Source organism: Arsenicibacter sp. R0_47 (assembly GCF_057652235.1).
In genome coordinates, this window is the sequence record NZ_JBYFCJ010000052.1 from 1 (window position 1) to 18,147 (window position 18,147).

The 18,147-nt window shown below is 50.5% G+C and carries 19 protein-coding genes and 1 pseudogene; 10 read left to right on the forward strand and 10 right to left on the reverse strand.

Features of this window, described 5'->3' with window-relative positions:
* Window positions 1–411, forward strand: a 411-nt coding sequence (locus AC23NW_RS34720) for a transposase (RefSeq protein ID WP_487455206.1), incomplete at its 5' end; no start/stop codon positions are given.
* Window positions 412–463: 52 nt separating this feature from the next.
* Here AC23NW_RS34720 and AC23NW_RS34725 read toward each other — a convergent pair.
* The 8 genes from AC23NW_RS34725 to AC23NW_RS34760 form a co-directional block, all read right to left on the reverse strand.
* Window positions 464–904, reverse strand: coding sequence for a helix-turn-helix domain-containing protein (locus AC23NW_RS34725; RefSeq protein WP_487455207.1), 441 nt, complete (start codon window positions 902–904; stop codon window positions 464–466).
* Window positions 905–1,018: 114 nt separating this feature from the next.
* Window positions 1,019–2,062, reverse strand: a complete 1,044-nt coding sequence (locus AC23NW_RS34730) for a hypothetical protein (protein WP_487455208.1) — start codon at window positions 2,060–2,062, stop codon at window positions 1,019–1,021.
* 3 nt (window positions 2,063–2,065) lie between these two features.
* Window positions 2,066–2,833, reverse strand: a complete 768-nt coding sequence (locus AC23NW_RS34735; RefSeq protein ID WP_487455209.1) for an ABC transporter permease subunit — start codon at window positions 2,831–2,833, stop codon at window positions 2,066–2,068.
* A 5-nt stretch (window positions 2,834–2,838) separates the two neighbouring features.
* A complete protein-coding gene (locus AC23NW_RS34740; RefSeq protein ID WP_487455210.1) occupies window positions 2,839–3,597 on the reverse strand; it encodes an ABC transporter ATP-binding protein in 759 nt (252 codons plus the stop codon).
* On the reverse strand, window positions 3,594–4,841 hold the full coding sequence (locus tag AC23NW_RS34745) for a nitrous oxide reductase family maturation protein NosD (protein ID WP_487455211.1): 1,248 nt from the start codon (window positions 4,839–4,841) through the stop codon (window positions 3,594–3,596). The genes AC23NW_RS34740 and AC23NW_RS34745 overlap by 4 nt, the downstream gene beginning before the upstream one ends.
* The gene (locus tag AC23NW_RS34750; protein ID WP_487455212.1) at window positions 4,816–5,829 is read right to left on the reverse strand and encodes a nitrous oxide reductase accessory protein NosL; all 1,014 of its coding nucleotides are present in this window, start codon (window positions 5,827–5,829) and stop codon (window positions 4,816–4,818) included. The genes AC23NW_RS34745 and AC23NW_RS34750 overlap by 26 nt, the downstream gene beginning before the upstream one ends.
* Before the next feature lie 137 nt (window positions 5,830–5,966).
* A complete protein-coding gene (nosZ, locus tag AC23NW_RS34755) occupies window positions 5,967–7,955 on the reverse strand; it encodes a Sec-dependent nitrous-oxide reductase (protein WP_487455213.1) in 1,989 nt (662 codons plus the stop codon).
* A gap of 38 nt (window positions 7,956–7,993) precedes the next feature.
* Window positions 7,994–8,455 carry a c-type cytochrome gene (locus AC23NW_RS34760; RefSeq protein ID WP_487455214.1) on the reverse strand — a complete coding sequence of 154 codons (462 nt, stop codon included), beginning with the start codon at window positions 8,453–8,455 and terminating at the stop codon, window positions 7,994–7,996.
* 342 nt (window positions 8,456–8,797) lie between these two features.
* On the opposite strand from AC23NW_RS34760, the gene AC23NW_RS34765 reads away from it, so the two are divergent.
* From AC23NW_RS34765 to AC23NW_RS34785, 5 genes are all read left to right on the forward strand, one after another.
* Window positions 8,798–9,250 (forward strand): RrF2 family transcriptional regulator, encoded by a 453-nt coding sequence (locus AC23NW_RS34765; RefSeq protein ID WP_487455215.1) that lies wholly within the window; start codon window positions 8,798–8,800, stop codon window positions 9,248–9,250.
* A complete protein-coding gene (locus tag AC23NW_RS34770; protein WP_487455216.1) occupies window positions 9,247–10,536 on the forward strand; it encodes a hypothetical protein in 1,290 nt (429 codons plus the stop codon). The genes AC23NW_RS34765 and AC23NW_RS34770 overlap by 4 nt, the downstream gene beginning before the upstream one ends.
* The gene (locus tag AC23NW_RS34775; protein WP_487455217.1) at window positions 10,533–11,066 is read left to right on the forward strand and encodes a c-type cytochrome; all 534 of its coding nucleotides are present in this window, start codon (window positions 10,533–10,535) and stop codon (window positions 11,064–11,066) included. The genes AC23NW_RS34770 and AC23NW_RS34775 overlap by 4 nt, the downstream gene beginning before the upstream one ends.
* 170 nt (window positions 11,067–11,236) lie before the next feature.
* Window positions 11,237–11,527 (forward strand): cupin domain-containing protein, encoded by a 291-nt coding sequence (locus AC23NW_RS34780; RefSeq protein WP_487455218.1) that lies wholly within the window; start codon window positions 11,237–11,239, stop codon window positions 11,525–11,527.
* A 205-nt stretch (window positions 11,528–11,732) separates the two neighbouring features.
* On the forward strand, window positions 11,733–12,593 hold the full coding sequence (locus AC23NW_RS34785; protein WP_487455219.1) for a helix-turn-helix domain-containing protein: 861 nt from the start codon (window positions 11,733–11,735) through the stop codon (window positions 12,591–12,593).
* A 129-nt stretch (window positions 12,594–12,722) separates the two neighbouring features.
* Here the strand turns inward: AC23NW_RS34785 and AC23NW_RS34790 are convergent, their stop codons facing one another.
* Complete coding sequence (locus AC23NW_RS34790) at window positions 12,723–13,301, reverse strand: hypothetical protein (RefSeq protein WP_487455220.1); 579 nt, start codon at window positions 13,299–13,301, stop codon at window positions 12,723–12,725.
* Between the two features lie 82 nt (window positions 13,302–13,383).
* Between AC23NW_RS34790 and AC23NW_RS34795 the strand changes: the two genes are divergently transcribed.
* The 4 genes from AC23NW_RS34795 (at window position 13,384) to AC23NW_RS34810 (ending at window position 17,723) form a co-directional block, all read left to right on the forward strand.
* On the forward strand, window positions 13,384–13,641 hold the full coding sequence (locus AC23NW_RS34795) for a 2Fe-2S iron-sulfur cluster-binding protein (protein WP_487455221.1): 258 nt from the start codon (window positions 13,384–13,386) through the stop codon (window positions 13,639–13,641).
* Window positions 13,642–13,783: 142 nt separating this feature from the next.
* Window positions 13,784–14,740: an iron-sulfur cluster repair di-iron protein gene (gene ric, locus AC23NW_RS34800; RefSeq protein WP_487455222.1), complete on the forward strand. Its 957-nt coding sequence runs from the start codon at window positions 13,784–13,786 to the stop codon at window positions 14,738–14,740.
* Between the two features lie 15 nt (window positions 14,741–14,755).
* Window positions 14,756–17,077, forward strand: a complete 2,322-nt coding sequence (locus AC23NW_RS34805; protein ID WP_487455223.1) for a nitric-oxide reductase large subunit — start codon at window positions 14,756–14,758, stop codon at window positions 17,075–17,077.
* 49 nt (window positions 17,078–17,126) lie between these two features.
* A complete protein-coding gene (locus AC23NW_RS34810) occupies window positions 17,127–17,723 on the forward strand; it encodes a Crp/Fnr family transcriptional regulator (RefSeq protein WP_487455224.1) in 597 nt (198 codons plus the stop codon).
* Here the strand turns inward: AC23NW_RS34810 and AC23NW_RS34815 are convergent.
* Window positions 17,711–18,147, reverse strand: a pseudogene (locus AC23NW_RS34815) (hypothetical protein); the annotation flags it as partial. The gene AC23NW_RS34810 and the pseudogene AC23NW_RS34815 overlap by 13 nt on opposite strands.

Consider the following 18,147-nt stretch of genomic DNA (forward strand, 5'->3'; position numbering starts at 1 on the left):
ACAGCGAGTCACAACAGCCATGAGTGGGCGCGGGTAATAGGACAGATTGTGGAAACCTGGTACGTTGACGCTGAGTGCATTACGTTGGTTCAAGATAACCTGTCGGCTCACCGTAAAGCAGCCCTGTATGAGGTGTTTAGTCCTCAGCGGGCCCGGTCAATTTTACGAAAACTGGATTTTGTTTTCACGCCGAGACATGGCTCGTGGCTAAATGTGGCTGAGATTGAACTGAGCGTGCTGACTCGGCAGGGGCTGTCCCAACGGGTAGGGAGCCATAGTGAGTTCGAAACCCAAGTACAGGCTTGGGTAAAACAACGGAATGACAACAAGTCGACGGTAGATTGGCAGTTTACGACCGACGACGCCCGTGTAAAACTCAAACGTTTATACCCGTCAAACATACCCGGTTAGAACACTAGTTGCTCTTTTTTATAGGCATAAAGCACCGGGTTAGGTTTGCCTTTTACTCGTCGACGGACACGTTTATATCGGCCGTTAAGGCTTTTAAAAAAGCCCGGAAGGTCGATTCGCTAACTGGCTGGCTACCTTCTTTTCGGCTCCCCTCCCAGTCGGCTTTAGCTAGTTGGATGCGTTGGCGATTGGCTTTGATGGCCACTAGCACTGCTTGGGCGTCCTCGACCTTGTCCATGAAGGGTTTTCGTCCCCGACCAGGCTTGGTCTTTAACCCATCTACTCCATTGGCGTTGAACCGTTTAATCCAGCTATTGACACTTACATGGCACATGCCGACGATGCTGCCCAAATCTTTCGAGGTGCGTCCAGCAGCTTTGAGTAAAATGGCTTGGCAGCGCATCCGAAAGCTATGATTATCACTGGTTTTCAATTCGTTTTCTAATGCAACCCGTTCTGTCTCTGTTAGAACCGGCGTGTTGACGCGTTCCATTAGGGCAAGTTAGAAAATAGTACAAACTATATCTCAAGCACTACTTAATATACTAAATATTATCTTATGACTAATGTAAGGTAAATAGATAGTTGGAAGTTTTGGAGTTTGTATTTATTGCTTAATCCGCTTTAGTATAGAGACTAGTCCACCTATAAAAAAGAGAATAGCTATTCCTTGCACAATACCACCTGCTAACCGCCAAGCCGGGTTGCTAGTTACATCTCCACCAATTCGAATCAACAAACCAACCGACTGCAGTAAACTGCCCACATACAGAATAGGCCGGTAAAAATTGCCCCGTAACGACAATACACCCGGCAGGATAACCGGTCCGTGCGCAAAAATCATCGAGAAGACAAATCCCGTAAAAAAGCTATGCAATATAGCATCGTACACAAACGGGAACGTAACGGGCAGGGCTAGCAACAAACCACTGAAAATCAGCCAGCCGTAACCCACTGCCAGCAAGCTACCCATGTAACGGTGCTGTCCGGTTCGGAACAGCAGTCGGCGAGCCATGTCGAAACAGAGCAGCCAGGTACCCACGAATACCATGCCCATACCCGTTACGCTCTGCCCGAATCCGTGAAACGGCTGGGCTACTCCCACCCCAAAAAGGCCCAACGCCAGCCACAACAGCAAACGTTGGTAGGATTTAAGCGGCACAAATCGACTGAGCTCCAATCGCTCAGCAGTGATGGTGAGTAGTAAAAAAGCCATCCACCACGGTACGGCAGTCGGGTAAAAATGGGTACGTAGCAGAAAAATATGCCCAATCAGCAGAGCGAGACTTCCGGCGAAAAGCAGGTAATAAAACGGCTCCCGAAACCGGATCAGGAACGAATAAATGATGATGGCCATACCCAGAGCACCCGCCATAAACAGCCAGATCGCCAGCGTAAACTGACCGAGCAGCAACAGCGGTACGCCCAACCCCTGCACCAGTGGCACTAGCAACGCCCACCGCGATTGAACCACAACGGCCCGCTCCAGCGAAATCAACGTACCCAGAAAGCCACCCACCATGAGCAGGCCGTGTTCGCCAGCGGCTATGGAAAGCGGCAGGTTCCAGCCCAGCCGGAGCCAGCCCGTCAGAATGCCCAGCAATAACCCGAACATGGCCAGCGGAACAAGAAAGCGTTGCGGTTGCTGCATGGCTTATAAATCTTTTTGGCGAAACAGGTAAAGCGCACCCCATAGCGGCACCAGTGCCCACACAACCAGAATAAGACCCGCGTAAACCATGCCCACTGTGCTACCCAGCAGTTCGGAATACAAGGCACCCGTATAGCCCATCAGAGCCGATACGTCCATCTGTAATAAAACTACAATACGGGCTAGATCGACCGGGTTGAGCGTGGTAAGCACCAGCATCAGTTTTTCGAGGGGGTAATCGCTGAACGAAAACAGAACGGTCAGCACAAGGCCATCGTAGAGGAGGGCAAAATAAAACCATAACAGCAACGTAACGCCAATGCCTTTGGCTTTGTCGCGGGTCAGTACCGAGGCCCAAAACGCCAGCGATACGAAAATGAGCGTCAGCGAAATACCGGCCCCAACCAGAAACAGCCCCGTGGTCGTTCCGGCAAAAAACGCTACCGGAATCCCGACGCCGATCAGAAAAGCCATAGTCAGCGAACTGGCTACCCCAATGTATTCGCTCAGTAGCAACTGGCTCCGGCGGATGGGTTGCGCCAGCAGCAGTTCGATAAACTCGTAGGAGTTGTAGAAATGAATGGTGGTGAAAATAATACTGATTAGCGGAACCACCATCAGTACAATATTGAGCAAACTCATCAGTCCTTTGGCCGGGTTGCTGTCCATACTGAACAACGCAAACGAAACCGCCAGCAGAAAGGCCGTATAGGCCAGCACTACCCGGTTTTGCAGGATGTCGGCCCAGACATATTTGGTGATACGTAGCATGAGGGTCAGAAGAGGGTGAGGTTGGATGTATTGGCCTGCTGTGTACCGGTAATGAGCGAGGGGTTTTCCATCAGGCGGGCAATAGCGCGGTTGAGTTTTGTTTCGCCCGTTTGCTGGTGTAGCCAGGCCACGGGTTTCAGAAACTGCAAACGGCCTTCCTGCATATACATAACCTCTGTGGTCAGCCCGTCCAGATCGCTCAGAATGTGCGATGTAATAAGAATTAGCTTGCCATTCTGTTTCTCGCGGACTAGTTTGGCTTTCAGGATTTCAGATGACAGCGGGTCCAGTCCGGCGGTGGGTTCGTCGAGAATAATAATGGGAGGATTGAACAGAAAGGCCAGACAGGCTCCTACTTTTTGCCGGGTTCCACCCGAAAGCGACCGCATAGTTTTGTCATATAAGGCTGGCAAGCCAAAGGCGTCGATCAGGTCGGTGTCGAGTTCCGATGCGTTTTTTTTTCGCAGGTCGGTCATCATCCGAATCAGTTGTCGAATTGTCAGGTTTTCGGGGTATCGACTGATTTGTGGCATATACCCAATCTGGTCGCGGTAGGTCCAGTTATCGCGGCAGAGTTGCCCCTGCACATGAATGTCGCCCCGGTCGGGAATCACCAGTCCGAGCAGACTTTTGATAAACGTAGTTTTTCCCGATCCGTTTGGCCCGATGAGTGAGATGGCCTGTCCGGCCCCAAGCTCAACCGACAGGTTGTCGAGTACCGTCAGGCGGCCAAACGTTTTCGTGAGGTTCCGAACGCTGATCATAATTGATTGAGTTTCATGAGCGGTTGTTTGTCAACGAGGGCATCGGGTGTCAAACTGGGCATTACTTTTTCGGCCCGGTCGAGCAGACTGACCATGAAGCTACGTAACAAAATGACACCATGGGGCATCCGTTCGATAATGACAGAGTAGAGACTAACCGGATGATACGGCACATCGCCCAGCCCATCGCGGTTCAGGTCGTAGCCCTCGTACTTATCCCAGTAGTTTTGTTCGAACGTATTGAGCACCGTATTGCCGTTGGTAGCTACGTCGAAGGTATTGCCCTGAAACTGATTCTGCCGGAACAGGTTGTCGGCACAACTGGCCTGTACGCGTACCCCCCAGCCGTTTTCGATAAACTGATTCTGCCGGACCTTAATCCGGCTGGAACCTTCCATATGAATCCCGATGGTATTCTTGATGAACGTATTGTGGTCAATGTGGCTGTCAGAAATATCTTTGAGTAACAGCCCATAGGCCGCACTGCCCCAGTTGTGTATAAATACGTTATTGCGCATCGTTACGCCCTTGGTATACATGACGGCCACCCCCGCTCCATTGTCGCGGAAGGTATTGCCGATGTAGGTATTCTGGTGCGAAAACATGAAGTGCAACCCGTAACGAATATTGGTAAAGCTGGTATTTCGCTGAATGGACGAGTTGGTCACGAACTCAAAATAAATGCCGTCGCGATGGCCACTGATGCGGTTGTTATCGATACGTATCTGGTCGCATTTCCAGGCATGAATACCGTTGCCGGTGGTTTGCTCTTCGGCAGGAACACCCGCAACGGTATTGTCCCGAACCAGACAGTTGTTGCTGGCCGACAGGTATACGCCGAAATAACAGTGGCTGATTCGATTGCCAATTACGCGCACCTGTTGGCTTTCGAGTACTTTTACAGCGGCCCAGTCGATGGTGCTCGTGATACCCACATTGCGCAGATCGAACCCCTGAATCATAACCTTATCGGCCTGAACGGTAAAGATTTCGCCTTTACGTTGGGCATCGATAACCGGAAATTTTTCGCCCAGAAGCACCAGCGATTTATTGATAATCAGGCCATACTCGCGGTACGTTCCCGGCCCAACCCGTAGCGTATCGCCCGAAGCGGCCAGCGCAAGCGTATGGCCAATAGTGGTTTTGGGCGTTACGTACCAGGTTCGGGCCAGCATTGGCAAAGGAAACAAACTCCCCAGCACGAGTAGCCGCGTCAGCTTACTCAAACAGATGAAATAATTCATGCCAGGTTCGGTTTTCGCCTTTCACGGATTCGGCTTCGGTAGCTCCGGCAAAGGCGGCTGTGTTGCCATTCATGGGGCTGTGAAGGGCATCATTTTGCCGAAAAACTGCCGAGCGCGCGTCTATGAGCAAACCGGGTTTCTGAAAATTGGCGATCAGAATCTGCGCCAGATCGGGATCCGCTACGTTGTTTTCGCGCTGGTAGTTGACCATACATGCCACATCGTCGAACTTAAAGGTTTTTCCTTTTTGCGTAACATAAGCCGCCGAAAATTTCTGATCGACAATCGTCATTTTGCAGTGTTCGCAGGCGTCTTTTCCGTAGCGGATGGGGTCAGCTTCGGTCGAACAGGCAACGCTTCCCAGCGCAATCAGGGCTAGCCCCGCCAGGCTTAGTGCGTGCTGGTATATCCGTTTTTTTTGTCGGTAAATCCACTCGTAAATGGTTACGCCGGCAATGGCCAGGCCGGCTACAAAGAAAATCCAGCCACCACTATCGGGCAGGGAGTAGGCACCAAAATTTAGCAGCGCTTTGTAACCAAGCAATGGGGGCTGATAGGCCATGCCGGGCACCTGAATAGGTGCTTCGGGATCGAGGTTATGGCCGTATTCATACGCCCAGGTCCAGAAATCGTAAAGGGCCAGCACTGCGCCTAGAATCAGAAGAGCCAGGAGCCCTACCAATAGCCGGAAATTTTTGAGTAGGGCTGTCAGCAATCCCAGGACAATAAATCCCATCACTACGTAGGGTAGGTACGTAAATTCGGGAAACATTTCCTGTTTAATGTGCGCCATACCGATATAATGGTTCAGCCCATTAATGATCTCTACATCACCGGTTATTTTTGAGAGCCAGATTTTCATAACAAGCCCTTCAGGGTATTGTGGTGCCCACAGGTCGATGCGCCAGATGGGTAAAAACAGGCTGGCGATCAGTGCCAGCGAGGCCAGCGCGACAACGATCCGTGATGTTGTGTGAAGTGGCTTCATCAGTATGCATACGTTAAGTGAAACAAAGGTTGAAAACCATCGCTTTTTTGTCTGGCCCAACCGAAATAGTGCCCCGATTTTTGCCGGAGTCAAGTAACCCCTCCCCTGACCTCAGAGGAGGGGCCCGTAAGCAACCCTTACTTGGCCGCTACTTTTTTGTCAGGTTCGGCCGTTTTGCCAGTACTGAACGTGATTGGTACGTTACTGCCTGCGGGCGATACGCGCACATACCCCTGCATTTCCTGGTGCAGTGCCGAACAGAAGTCGGTGCAATAGATCGGTACAATTCCAACCCGGTCGGGCTTCCATTTCAGCGTCTGGGTTTCGCCGGGCATGATCAGAATTTCGGCGTTATTGCCTCCTTTCACCGCAAATCCGTGCGGAACGTCCCAGTCCTGTTCCAGGTTTGTTACGTGGAAATACACTTCGTCGCCCAGTTTTACCCCTTCAATATTGTCGGGTACAAAGTGCGACCGGATGGAGGTCATGTACACGTGAACCTGATTGCCTTGCCGCACTACTTTGGCTTCTTTTTCGCCTTTTGTTACGTATTTGTGCGCATTCTCCTCAATCTTGAAGATTTTCTGCGAATTAGGAGCCAGTTTGTCGGCCGGAATGGCTTCGGCGTAGTGGGGTTCGCCCACGGTCGGGAAGTCGAGCAGAAGCTTCATTTTATCGCCCGAAATATCGTACAACTGGGCCGATTGTGCCAGTTCTGGTCCTGTTGGCAAATACCGGTCTTTCGTAATTTTGTTGTAGGCAATTACATATTTACCCCAGGGTTTGCGGGTTGGTCCACCCGGAATGCTGAGGTGACCTACCGAATAATAGGTGGGTACGCGGTCGAGCACTTTCAGGTCTTTGATGTTCCATTTCACCAGCTCTGACGATACGAAGAAGGACGTAATGGCATTGCCCTGTCCGTCAAATTCGGTATGCAGTGGTCCTAGCCCCGGTTTCTGGACTTCGCCGTACAGCACCGACTCATATTTCAGCACCGGAATGCCATCAAAATCACCATCGAAGGTTTTATTGGCAATGGCTTTCTCCATCTTATCGAACGAGAAGACCGGAATAACGGCGGCCAGTTTACCCGAGCCAACAATGTATTCGCCAGTTGGGTCGATGTCGCAACCGTGGGGCGATTTGGGGCAGGGAATAAAGTACAACATACCCGGACAATCTTTCGGATCGAGCGTCACAACGCTAGTTTCGATGGTTGAGCTAGCGTTGTGGGTTTTCTCGTCATACACATTGTGGGCGTATTTGGCCGGTTCGGTTTTGCCTTTACCCTGTTTCAGATACTCTTCTGCCTTTTTCCAGTTTACGGCCAGAATAAAGTCTTTGTCTTTTTGCGAGGCATTCACTTCGAGCAACGTATTGGCCTGCTCGGTGTTGTAGGTTGAGAAAAAGAACCAGCCGTGCGATTTGGCTTTGCCCGCCCGCGCCAGATCGAAGCTCACACCAGGGGTTTTGAGCTGAAACGCAATTTTCATATTACCCGTCCCTTTATCGACACTCACGAACGAGATATAGCCTTTAAAGTTCTTTTTGAACGAGCTGATGGGTACATCGCCATTGTTATCGGGTGGTACCGAGAAGCGCGTACTAGCCACTACGTACTCCGTATTTTCGGTAATAAAGGGTGAAGAGTGGTTCCCGGCACTGTTGGGGATTTCCAGAATTTCGGTGGTGCGGAACGTTTTCAGATCAACCCGTGCCAGCCGGGGTGTATTGTTGCCATTGCCGAAGGCCCAGCGGCCATCGTGTTCGCCATTGGTCTGCGAGAGTGAAATATGATGCAAATCGTCCCAGGGCACTGAGCCGTGCGACGTATTGAACATCGGTTTGGTTTCTTCGCTGTAGCCCCAGCCATTTTCGGGGAAGGACGAAAATACCGGAATGATTTTCAGTAACCGACCCGACGGTAGGCCGTAAATAGACATTTGGCCGTTAAAGCCACCCGACACAACGCTGTAAAACTCGTCGTGTTTGCCGGGTGCAACGTACACTTTCTGCGCGGCATCGCCCTCCACAGCCGACCCGGCATCTTTTGGCTTACAACCCGTTAGGGCAGCCCCCAACGCCAGCGCGACAATCAGCGACGTATTAATCTGAGATTTCATAGTTTTATTTTAATCGTCTTTAAATCAGTGAATTGGTTTTATTTTTCGCCGTCGTTGCTACGCATAAACTCCAGCACCGACCGGGCATCAGCTTCGGTCAGATTCTGGTTAGGCATTCTGACCAGACATTGTTCCAGCAGTTTTTGCGCTTCGGGATCTTTCTCCAACATCATGTCTACGTTGGTAATCATGTTGATGATCCATTCGGGCTTCCGGCGTTTGGTAACGTCTTTCCAGCCGGGGCCTACCAGTCTGGTTTCATCAAGTTTGTGGCAGGAGCCACATTTAAGGTCATAAATGCTGTGCCCGCCTTTTACCATGTTCTGATCAAGGGGTGTGGTGAGTTTAACTTCTTTAATTTCTGTTCCGTGTTCCTCAGTTTGATTGGTAACCGTAGCGAGGTCTGTAGGTGTTTCTTCGGCACGCTGTTTGGCCCCATTGGAACAACTGAAGCCCAGAAGTGAAAGTAGTAGTAGGGCCTGAATGGTCATTTTGTTCATGGCATACATTGGTTAGTGTTTAAGAAAGTAACCTATTGGTTATTAAGCCGTTTATGTTTTTAAATAACAAAAGAGACGCTTATGTTTTAAATAACAAAAGACCTTTTACGTTCAAAAAAATAAAAGATATAATTGTCTTTTATTGTTCTACAAAGGAAACTGTAACAGGTGCTTCAACACTATGATTTAAATCATAGGTGGCTATTATTTTGATTAGCTAAAAAAATAAAGGATATAGTTATCTTTATTTAAATTATCTTTTTTACAGATAGTTGGAAGATCGAAAATGTAACTATTTGGTCTTATAGGTTAACATTATTGGGTCTATATTATTAGTCTGTTATGCTATCAAAATCATGCGGATACGCCATTCGGGGTATTTTATATCTTGCCTTGAAAGCACCGGAAGGGCGAAAAATTGGTATTCAGGAAATGGCCGATGCACTGGAGGTACCACTGCATTTTATGGGTAAGATTATGCAGAATCTGGTTCGACGTGACATCATTAATTCGACCAAAGGTCCCAACGGAGGATTTTACCTCCGGGATACCACTTTAGATGTGCCAGTCATTAACATTGTAGAAGCTGTTGATGGCTTGAGTGCTTTCCGTCGGTGTGTGTTGAACCTACCCGAATGCTCGGCTACAAATCCATGCCCACTACACAATGAATTAACTCAATATCGGGAAATACTCTATCGGGTGTTGTGCCGACGCACCATCCATAATCTGGTCATCGACATTCAGAGTGGAGAGTCGCATTTGCGAGGAGGGGTACTGCCTGGCCTGTCATGAAAACGCTTCACAATTCGCTCCCCACTATTTATCAGCATAAGGCCAAATCGGGTATGCGTGTTTTTACTACGTTTCGCTACCAGTGGTACGTAGCCCTGGGCTGGCTGGTGGTTGCCGGGGCTATTGGCGTGGTGCTGCGGGCGCAGATGCTCTGGCCCACCGAATCGCTCAATTACATGTACTGGCTGCACGCACACTCGCACGTGATGTTGTTGGGTTGGGCATTCAATGGCTTGCTAACGGCCTTGTGGAGCACGTTTCTACCGCCTAGCCGTGCCCGAACGTATCGGCGCTGGTGGCTTGGCCTGCAGATTTCGGTGGCGGGTATGCTGGTGTTTTTCCCGATGCAGGGCTACGCGGCTGGCTCAATCAGTTTCTCGACGTTGCACGTCTGGCTGACGTACGGCATCGGCATCAAACTCTGGCGCGACCTGCGTAGCGACCGGAGCCTGTCGGCTTCGCTGTTGCGTTGGGGCATCGCGTTTCTGTTTTTGTCGACGCTGGGGCCGTATGTAGTGGGTGTACTCAAAGCGAAAGGACTGGCGCATACCGATGGGTATAACCTGGCCATTTATTTTTACCTACATTTTCTCTATAACGGCTGGTTTATGGTTAGCATACTAGCCTTGCTCGTGCGGCAGCTCGAACGCTGGAACGTAGCATTGCCTGTACGTAGTGCTCGGTTGTGGCTCAAGATCTGGATAATCTGTTGTGTGGTGAGCTACAGCTTGTCGACACTCTGGGTAAATCCACCGATGGGGATATGGGCATTAGGTGGTTTATCGGGCGGTTTACAACTAGTAGCAGGCGGCTGGCTGGCGCGGGGGCTCTGGCTACAGCGTAGTATCATTTATCAACGGCTTAAGCCAGAGGTTTCTATATTGTACAAACTGGCCTGGTTTGCTTTTGTGCTGAAACTGGTGCTGCAAACGGTATCGGCCTTGCCCTGGGCGGCTGAATGGGCGTATCAGCAGCGGCCCATCGTTATTGCTTACCTGCATCTGGTGTTTATTGGCGTTGTGAGTTTTTTTCTGCTGGGTAAAGCCCTACAGGATGAGTATCTGGCAACGTCGCCTATCGGTCTGAATGCGTCGATTATCTTTTTTATTGCGTTGGAACTGGCTCTGCTTGCCGAACCCCTACAAAATCGTCTGCTGAATGGGTCCATGCCGTATTATTACGAAAGTCTGTTTGGCGTATCCGTGGGGTTATGGCTGAGTTTTCTGGCCTTACTCATTGCGCAGGTTCAGGGGCCTTCTGTCACACCATTATCTCCGAAATCATGAATGGGCAACTGATGCACAGTCTTCTGTTCTGGGTCTTACCGTTCCTGTTTGCTGGGTTGGTAGTCTGGCTTCAACGCTGGTTAACGCCCCGAAAACCGTATTTACAAATCATCCTGTATCTGATGGCCGGGTATATTCTGCTGGGAACGTATCAATGCACATCCGACTGGCTGGTAGCTATCGAGAAAGCTAGTCGCATTGATGAAGAAACCGTAACCGTACTGACTGACCCAGCTGTACTGAAACAGGGGGGAATTATTTTCGATACGCGCTGTATAAGTTGCCACGGTGCTCATGGCGAGGGGGTTATTGGGCCAAACCTGACCGACGATTACTGGATTTATGGAGGGAGCATTCGGGATATTTTCCGAATCATTCGGCACGGCGTACCCGATACGCCTATGGTAGCCTGGAAACATACTCTGACCGAAGAAGAGCAACAGGCTGTGGCTAATTACATCTACAGCCTGTGGAGAAGCAACCCGCCCAATTCAAAACCTCCACAGGGGTTTCTCTACATTCGCCGATAACCGGTCCGAAAAACGCCCGATTTTTACCACTGAATAATTCGGGCCGTGCTAAAAATTTGCATAACCATTTATCAATTAATAGGTTATGCAACGTAGAGCATTTATAACCACAACTGTAGCGGCTGCGGCTACCCCTCCCTCAACACTCGTTTCGGAAACGACGGGTTTAGTTGCTGACCAGTCCGAAAAAGGTTGTAAAAGCCGGACAAAGTCGATTTGGCGAGAAAACAAAACTGTTTGGCACGACGCCCAACGATCTGAAAGTGTCGGCTAAAGATACCGATGGAGCCCTGTCGGTTTTGACTACAACGGACGGGAAAAGGGTGGTCCGCCCTTGCACATCAATCACAAACAGGACGAACGAAATTTATTACGTATTGGCTGGCACGTATCGGTTCGCGCTGGGCGATGAGCAACACACGCTTACGGCGGGCGATCTGATTTTTGCCCCCGTAACGTAGCGCACACGTTCGCGCTGCAGTCGGATACAGGTCGGTTATTGATGCTGATTCAACCGGCGAGCACTATGGAAGATTATTTTCGTACCTTAGGGAAACTGTCGGGTAAACCCAATCCTGAAGAAATGGCTGCATTAGTGGCCAAACATACGATGCAGATTGTTGGTCCGCCCTTACCCGTCCACTAAATGGCTTCTACGTTCCTGTCATGGTTGAGTATTGGCATCCCAGTCCGGCTCTGCGCGGCTACGTCCGGCAGTTACAACTTATTCGCTTCGACTTTTCGACGGTGCCGATTTTGCCGTTCAAGCCCTACTGGCCCCGCCCCGAAAACTGCCTCACATTGTATCCGCGTGATTCCGAAACCATTACCTACCCCGACGAAAACAAGCCGTACACCAAACCCCGGTCGGTGCTAGTCGGTCAGCCGACCATACTGACGAATGGGCACATGGGGCGCGATTTTATGTTATATCAGGTCGTATTTCAACCCGGTGCTTTGTTTCGGCTAACGGGTTTGCCCGCGTATGAACTGACGGATACGTTTGTCGATGCCGAGGTTATTTTTTCTGCCGAAATCCGGCGGCTTAACCAACGGCTCAACAGTACTGACAAGCCGGGAGAGATGACCACTCATGTTGAATCGTTTCTGCATGAGCTGATCCGAAAAACGAAACATGACCTGCGGCCTATCGACCGTGTGGCGCATCTGATGCTGACCACGCCGGTGGCTACCTTGCTGACCATATGCTCAATGGATTGGCTGGCCAGTGAAGCATGCCTGAGTCTCAAACAATTTTATCGTAAAACTATCGAGCGACTGGGTGTGAGTCCCAAGCTCTTCGACCGTATTATTCGGTTCAATCAGGCGGTCAAACGTCGGGATTTTTATCCGGCAAAAGACTGGTTAAGCATTGCCATCGAGTCTGGTTATCACGACTATCAGCATCTGGTACGTGATGTCAGGGCATTTACTACGTTGACCCCTACCGAATTTGCCCATCAGGAAAAGCAGGTTGTCAAATGTTTGTACGATACGTTTGAATCGATGACTGAATCAGGTTCGTAATGTACACACACCGGATTGGCAAACGGACATGGCCAATCCGAAAAATGAGTATTTCGGTCGACGAAGACCTGACCGTTTGCCAATCCGCGTTGACTATAATCGAAAGAAAATCAATAGCTTATCTGAAAATCAATCGGGTTTGAGTGCCCCCTCAAACCCGAGCGTAAGCGGGGATTTAAAATCGCCTGTATTATGTAGCCCCGATGGTTGCAGGGCTACGTTCCGGCATTTTACGTACACAAATCCGTTTACGACCGATACCTGCACGGTACCTGCTTCGGCAGTCCACTCCTTTATTTTCTGACCCGATACATCGCCAAAGGCTACTTTTACCTTTTTCTGAGTCGCATTGGCAGTTGTGGCTGTCTGATAGGTTCCGCTGGCCGGGTTTGCGGTTCCAAAATCAAACGTCAGGACGTATAGCAGATTGCTGGTTGTTACCGTCAACATGCCCTGAATGATCTGAAAACTTCCTTTGTAGGTATATGAGGTTTTGGCGGCATTCGCTACGGTTGCCCGTACTTCGCCGTAGTTATACCAGCCATTAGGACCGGCATAGAGCTTGCTTTTAGGGTTCGTAAAGCGGTCGTCAGGAGCCGATGGTACGTTTGACCAGGTATCGGTAGCGGTTGGCTTTTCGGGTTGCTGCCCCTGCGCGGAGCCTATGGCTGCCAGCAGAATGAAGGCGTATAAACGGAGGTGTATCATGGGTTTATGACTAGTGAATTGGTCCTGAAAATATCTTTTTTTACCGAAAAAAACAGCTTCATAGACTTGATTAATGAGCCACATGGTAAATACCATTTTGTTTACGCTCGTGTACCAGCAGCAGGAAGTGCCGGTACAGACGCATCGGAACCAGTATCCTTCGCTGATGAGCCTAATTTCCGACGTACTGGCGGTACCCGGTTTCGGAATTTGCTGCGGTATGGGCAGTTGTGGCACCTGTGCGGTCGAAATTGATGGAATCCGCCATCTTGCCTGCGATCTGCCCATTACGGACGAACTGGCCAATACCCGCATCGAACTCAACGGCATGTACTGGTAGAACGTAACACGAGCGGCTTACTACGTCTGGTTGGGTTTTGGGAAGAATGGTAATGGAAGTTTCTGGGCAAAGGTGATTTGAATCATAAAATGGCGGGGACAGAGGGGCGTAGTTTTGTCGAGTCAATTAATCAATAACTACTATGGAAACCCCTGTTTTGCTGGATGTGCGCGTACTGGAGCCACGTCTGAAACATCCAACCATATTTGCAACCTTCGATGCCCTTGCCGAAGGCCAGTCTTTTCTGCTCGTCAATGACCACGATCCGCTGCCACTTCAGTATCAGTTCAAGGCCGAACGGCCCGGCTTGTTTCAGTGGGAATACGTAGCAAAGGGGCCAGAGGTCTGGCAGGTACGGCTTACCAAACTTGCGGGCGCTGCGGAAACCGTTGCTGATTTGGTACGGCAGAATCCGGTGGCTGCTACGGTATTCAAAAAGCTAAACATCGATTTCTGCTGTAAAGGCAATCGGCCCTTCGCTGAAGTTTGCGCAGAAGCGGGGCTGAACCCTGATTCGGTGAAAAAGGAACTCCAGACCACTACAGTTTCATCGGGTATTCCGGACAAAGCCAATGTGTGGCCGCTGGATTTCCTGGCCGACTATATTGTGCAGAATCACCACCGATACGTTGCCGAATCTGTGCCGTCGATCAACACGTTGCTGGATAAAGTGGTGGCGGCTCACGGCAAACAACATCCTGAACTAGAGACGGTTCGTACAGCTTTTCATATTGCGGGAGATGACCTGATAGCCCACATGATGAAAGAAGAGCAGATTCTGTTTCCAGCCATCCGGCAATTGGTTCAATGGCAGCGAGAGGAGCATCCGACCGCCTTTTCATTTCCTTTTGGTTCAATTGCCAACCCGATCCGGATGATGGAGTACGAACATACCGATGCCGGTGATACGCTGGAAACCATTCGGCTGACAACCAGCAACTTTACCGTACCAGCCGATGGCTGTTACTCGTTTCAACTGCTTTATCAGCAACTGGAAAATTTCGAAACCGATCTGCACCAGCACGTTCACCTTGAAAATAATATCCTGTTTCCCAAAGCCATCCAGCTGGAGCGGGAGTTACAACTGGTTTCTGCCTAAACATCCCTATTTATCATGCGTTATAAAAAATTATGGCTGGGCTTTGCCGCCGTGCTGATCGGATCATTTGCTGTGCTGGGTTATTACGGATCCGAAATTTACCGGCAGGCCCCACCCATTCCTGAGCGGGTGGTGACGGAATCGGGCCAGGTGTTGTTTTCTGGTCAGGATATTAAAGATGGACAGAATGTCTGGCAGTCGGTAGGAGGGCAGCAGCTGGGTTCGGTTTGGGGGCATGGCGCCTATGTAGCACCTGACTGGACCGCCGACTGGCTGCACAAAGAAGCCGTCTTCATCCTCGATACCTGGGCTAAAGAAGTCAAAAGCCCTACTTACGAGCAACTGCAAACCGAGCTACAAGCAATGCTGCAAGCCCGTTTGCAGTTGCTCCTGCGCCAAAATACCTATAATCCGGCTACAGGCCAGTTAGTGGTCTCGGATGTGCGAGCCCGCGCCATTGCTGAGGTAGGGCAACACTATATAGGCCTGTTTGGCAACGATCCGGCACTGGCCAACTACCGGGAAGCCTACGCCATTCCGGCCAACAGTGTTAAAACGCCCAAACGATTGCAGCAACTCAAGGCGTTCTTTTTCTGGGCATCGTGGGCCTGCGTCACCGAACGGCCCGGCCAGGCGGTGAGTTATACCAACAACTGGCCCGCCGAACCGCTGGTGGGCAATCATCCCAGCAGTGACCTGATTATCTGGACGGGTTTTAGCATCATTGTATTGCTGACGGGTATTGGTTTGCTGGCCTATTACTACGCGTCGCATCAGGAAGAGGAAACGGATTTCAATAATCTTCCACAGAAAGACCCGCTTCTGGGCCTGACGCCCACCCCGTCGATGCAGGCCACCCTCAAGTACTTCTGGGTCGTAACGGCGTTGATTGTGGTGCAGGTGTTACTGGGAGTTGTTACGGCGCACTACGGCGTAGAGGGGCAGGCATTGTATGGTATTCCGCTGGCCGATTTTCTGCCCTATTCCATTACCCGAACCTGGCACGTACAGATCGCTATTTTCTGGATTGCTACCTCTTGGCTGGCGACGGGGCTGTTTATTGCCCCGGCCGTTTCGGGTTATGAACCGAAATTTCAGCGGCTTGGCGTTAATCTATTATTTGGGGCATTGCTGGTCATTGTGGTTGGGTCATTGGCCGGACAGTGGTTCGGTATTATGCAGCGACTGGGCCTGGTCGAGAATTTTTGGTTCGGCCATCAGGGCTACGAATACGTTGAGCTGGGCCGGTTCTGGCAGATTTTTCTGTTCGTTGGTCTATTTCTGTGGTTGTTTCTGATGGGGCGTGCCATCTGGCCGGCGTTCCGGGCGAAAGAAAACGGTCAGCCTGCCGAAAGTCGTCATCTGTTAGCCATGTTTCTGATTTCGTCCATTGCCATTGCCAGTTTCTATGGTGCCGGGCTGATGTGGGGACGGCAAACGAATCTGGCCATTGCCGAATACTGGCGCTGGTGGGTCGTTCACCTCTGGGTCGAGGGCTTTTTTGAGGTATTTGCCACCGTTGTGATCGCCTTTCTGTTTGTTCGGATGGGCCTGTTACGGGCCAAAATTGCAACGGGAACGGTACTGTTTTCAACGATTGTATTTCTATTCGGCGGTATCATTGGCACGTTCCACCACCTGTATTTCAGTGGTACGCCCACGTCCGTAATGGCCCTGGGGGCTACCTTCTCGGCGCTGGAAGTAGTGCCACTCGTACTGGTTGGTTTTGAAGCCTATCACAACCTGACCCTGAGCCGGGCCGCTGAGTGGATACGGGCCTACAAATGGCCTATTTACTGTTTCGTGGCCGTTGCCTTCTGGAATCTGGTTGGTGCTGGTATTTTCGGGTTTCTGATCAATCCGCCCATTGCACTGTATTACATGCAGGGGCTAAACACAACGGCCGTTCACGGTCATACAGCCCTGTTTGGGGTCTACGGCATGTTGGGAATTGGCCTGATGCTGTTTGTGCTGAAAGGATTAGCCGCTCGGCAGGTCTGGAAAGATGGCGTGATTCGTTTTGCTTTCTGGTCGATCAATATCGGACTAGGTCTGATGGTACTTCTGAGTGTGTTACCAATTGGGCTTTTACAAACCTGGGCTAGTGTTGAGTATGGCCTGTGGTACGCCCGCTCAATGGAGTTCATGCAAACCGACCTGATGGAAACCCTGCGCTGGCTGCGGGCCATTGGCGATACGATTTTTGCCATTGGAGCGCTGGCGCTGGGCTGGTTTGTGATTGGCCTGAAAACGGGCTGGTCGCTCGAAGCGACAACCGATCTGTCAGACGAAAATTATCCGGAAATTCGGCCAGAAAAGGAGAAAATTACGACCTGATCTGCTACATTCGTAGACAGGCGCAAGCGTGATTAACGAAACGAATGGCATGATTCCTGACGAAATTCTGATCCGGTACGGAGCCCTGGAGGTGAAGCTAGATAAAGACGAAGTTCTGTTCGATGAGGCAGATTCCTGTCTGCACTATTTTCAGGTGCAGGCAGGTGCCATTAAAATGATTAATTATAGCGAAGATGGGCAGGAGTTTATTCAGGGCGTTTTTGGCCCCGGCGAGAGCTTTGGTGAACCGCCCCTGTTCGATGGATTTCCGTACCCGAGTAGCGCCATCGCCACTACCGATTCGGCGGTGAGCAAGTTGCGGAAAGAACGATTTATCGACCTGCTACGCGATCATTTTGAGATACATCTGCAATTCAGTGCCGTGTTTGCCAAACGACTGCGCTATAAATCGATGATGCTCCGGGAGCTGTCGTCCTACGCGCCTGAGCACCGCATCATGACCCTGATCGATTACTTCCGCGATAAGGCCGGGACTACTTCCAGCGGGGCTTTTCTGGTTCCGTTCACCCGGCAGCAACTGGCCGATATGACGGGATTGCGGGTCGAAACGGTTATTCGAACCATTTCCAAATTGAATAAAGAGGGGCGTATTACGCTGGTGAAGCACAAAATTTACAGCCCTTGAGTGGTATTCGTATGTAAATACTGCATCGCTTCTTTCACGGCTTGTACCGGACTTTTGGGGTTGAAACCTAATTCTGTCCGTGCTTTTGTCGTATCAAAGTCCTGTTGCAGCCCTGAAAACATGGCGATGTCTTTGGTGGTGAGCAGGGGTGCGTTTCCCGTTAGTTTACTCCCCATTTCCATAAACCAGGCAACGGCAAAAAGTATGGGTTGGGGCACTGCCATAGGTAATTTAATCGCTAATTCGGGGTAAAGCTCCTGGGCAATTCTGGTCGTGTCTTTGATGGACATACATTTTTCGTTGGCCAAAATGTAGCGTTCACCATTTCGGCCTTTTGTGGCTGCCAGATAAGTAGTCTTCGGGAAATAGTTTGTATTATTTTCTAACTTGCCCTCATGGGACGAGTGAACACCCCCGTTTTGAC

Excerpts from the sequence above, each read along its gene's own strand:
- AC23NW_RS34775 (WP_487455217.1), top strand. The coding sequence starts at position 10,533 with ATGAATGGGCAACTGATGCACAGTCTTCTGTTCTGGGTCTTACCGTTC.
- ric (WP_487455222.1), top strand. The coding sequence starts at position 13,784 with ATGGAAACCCCTGTTTTGCTGGATGTGCGCGTACTGGAGCCACGTCTG.
- nosZ (WP_487455213.1), bottom strand. The coding sequence starts at position 7,955 with ATGAAATCTCAGATTAATACGTCGCTGATTGTCGCGCTGGCGTTGGGG.
- AC23NW_RS34770 (WP_487455216.1), top strand. The coding sequence starts at position 9,247 with ATGAAAACGCTTCACAATTCGCTCCCCACTATTTATCAGCATAAGGCC.
- AC23NW_RS34760 (WP_487455214.1), bottom strand. The coding sequence starts at position 8,455 with ATGAACAAAATGACCATTCAGGCCCTACTACTACTTTCACTTCTGGGC.
- AC23NW_RS34735 (WP_487455209.1), bottom strand. The coding sequence starts at position 2,833 with ATGCTACGTATCACCAAATATGTCTGGGCCGACATCCTGCAAAACCGG.
- AC23NW_RS34745 (WP_487455211.1), bottom strand. The coding sequence starts at position 4,841 with ATGAATTATTTCATCTGTTTGAGTAAGCTGACGCGGCTACTCGTGCTG.
- AC23NW_RS34730 (WP_487455208.1), bottom strand. The coding sequence starts at position 2,062 with ATGCAGCAACCGCAACGCTTTCTTGTTCCGCTGGCCATGTTCGGGTTA.
- AC23NW_RS34725 (WP_487455207.1), bottom strand. The coding sequence starts at position 904 with ATGGAACGCGTCAACACGCCGGTTCTAACAGAGACAGAACGGGTTGCA.
- AC23NW_RS34810 (WP_487455224.1), top strand. The coding sequence starts at position 17,127 with ATGATTCCTGACGAAATTCTGATCCGGTACGGAGCCCTGGAGGTGAAG.
- AC23NW_RS34750 (WP_487455212.1), bottom strand. The coding sequence starts at position 5,829 with ATGAAGCCACTTCACACAACATCACGGATCGTTGTCGCGCTGGCCTCG.
- AC23NW_RS34790 (WP_487455220.1), bottom strand. The coding sequence starts at position 13,301 with ATGATACACCTCCGTTTATACGCCTTCATTCTGCTGGCAGCCATAGGC.
- AC23NW_RS34805 (WP_487455223.1), top strand. The coding sequence starts at position 14,756 with ATGCGTTATAAAAAATTATGGCTGGGCTTTGCCGCCGTGCTGATCGGA.
- AC23NW_RS34785 (WP_487455219.1), top strand. The coding sequence starts at position 11,733 with ATGGTTGAGTATTGGCATCCCAGTCCGGCTCTGCGCGGCTACGTCCGG.
- AC23NW_RS34765 (WP_487455215.1), top strand. The coding sequence starts at position 8,798 with ATGCTATCAAAATCATGCGGATACGCCATTCGGGGTATTTTATATCTT.
- AC23NW_RS34795 (WP_487455221.1), top strand. The coding sequence starts at position 13,384 with ATGGTAAATACCATTTTGTTTACGCTCGTGTACCAGCAGCAGGAAGTG.
- AC23NW_RS34740 (WP_487455210.1), bottom strand. The coding sequence starts at position 3,597 with ATGATCAGCGTTCGGAACCTCACGAAAACGTTTGGCCGCCTGACGGTA.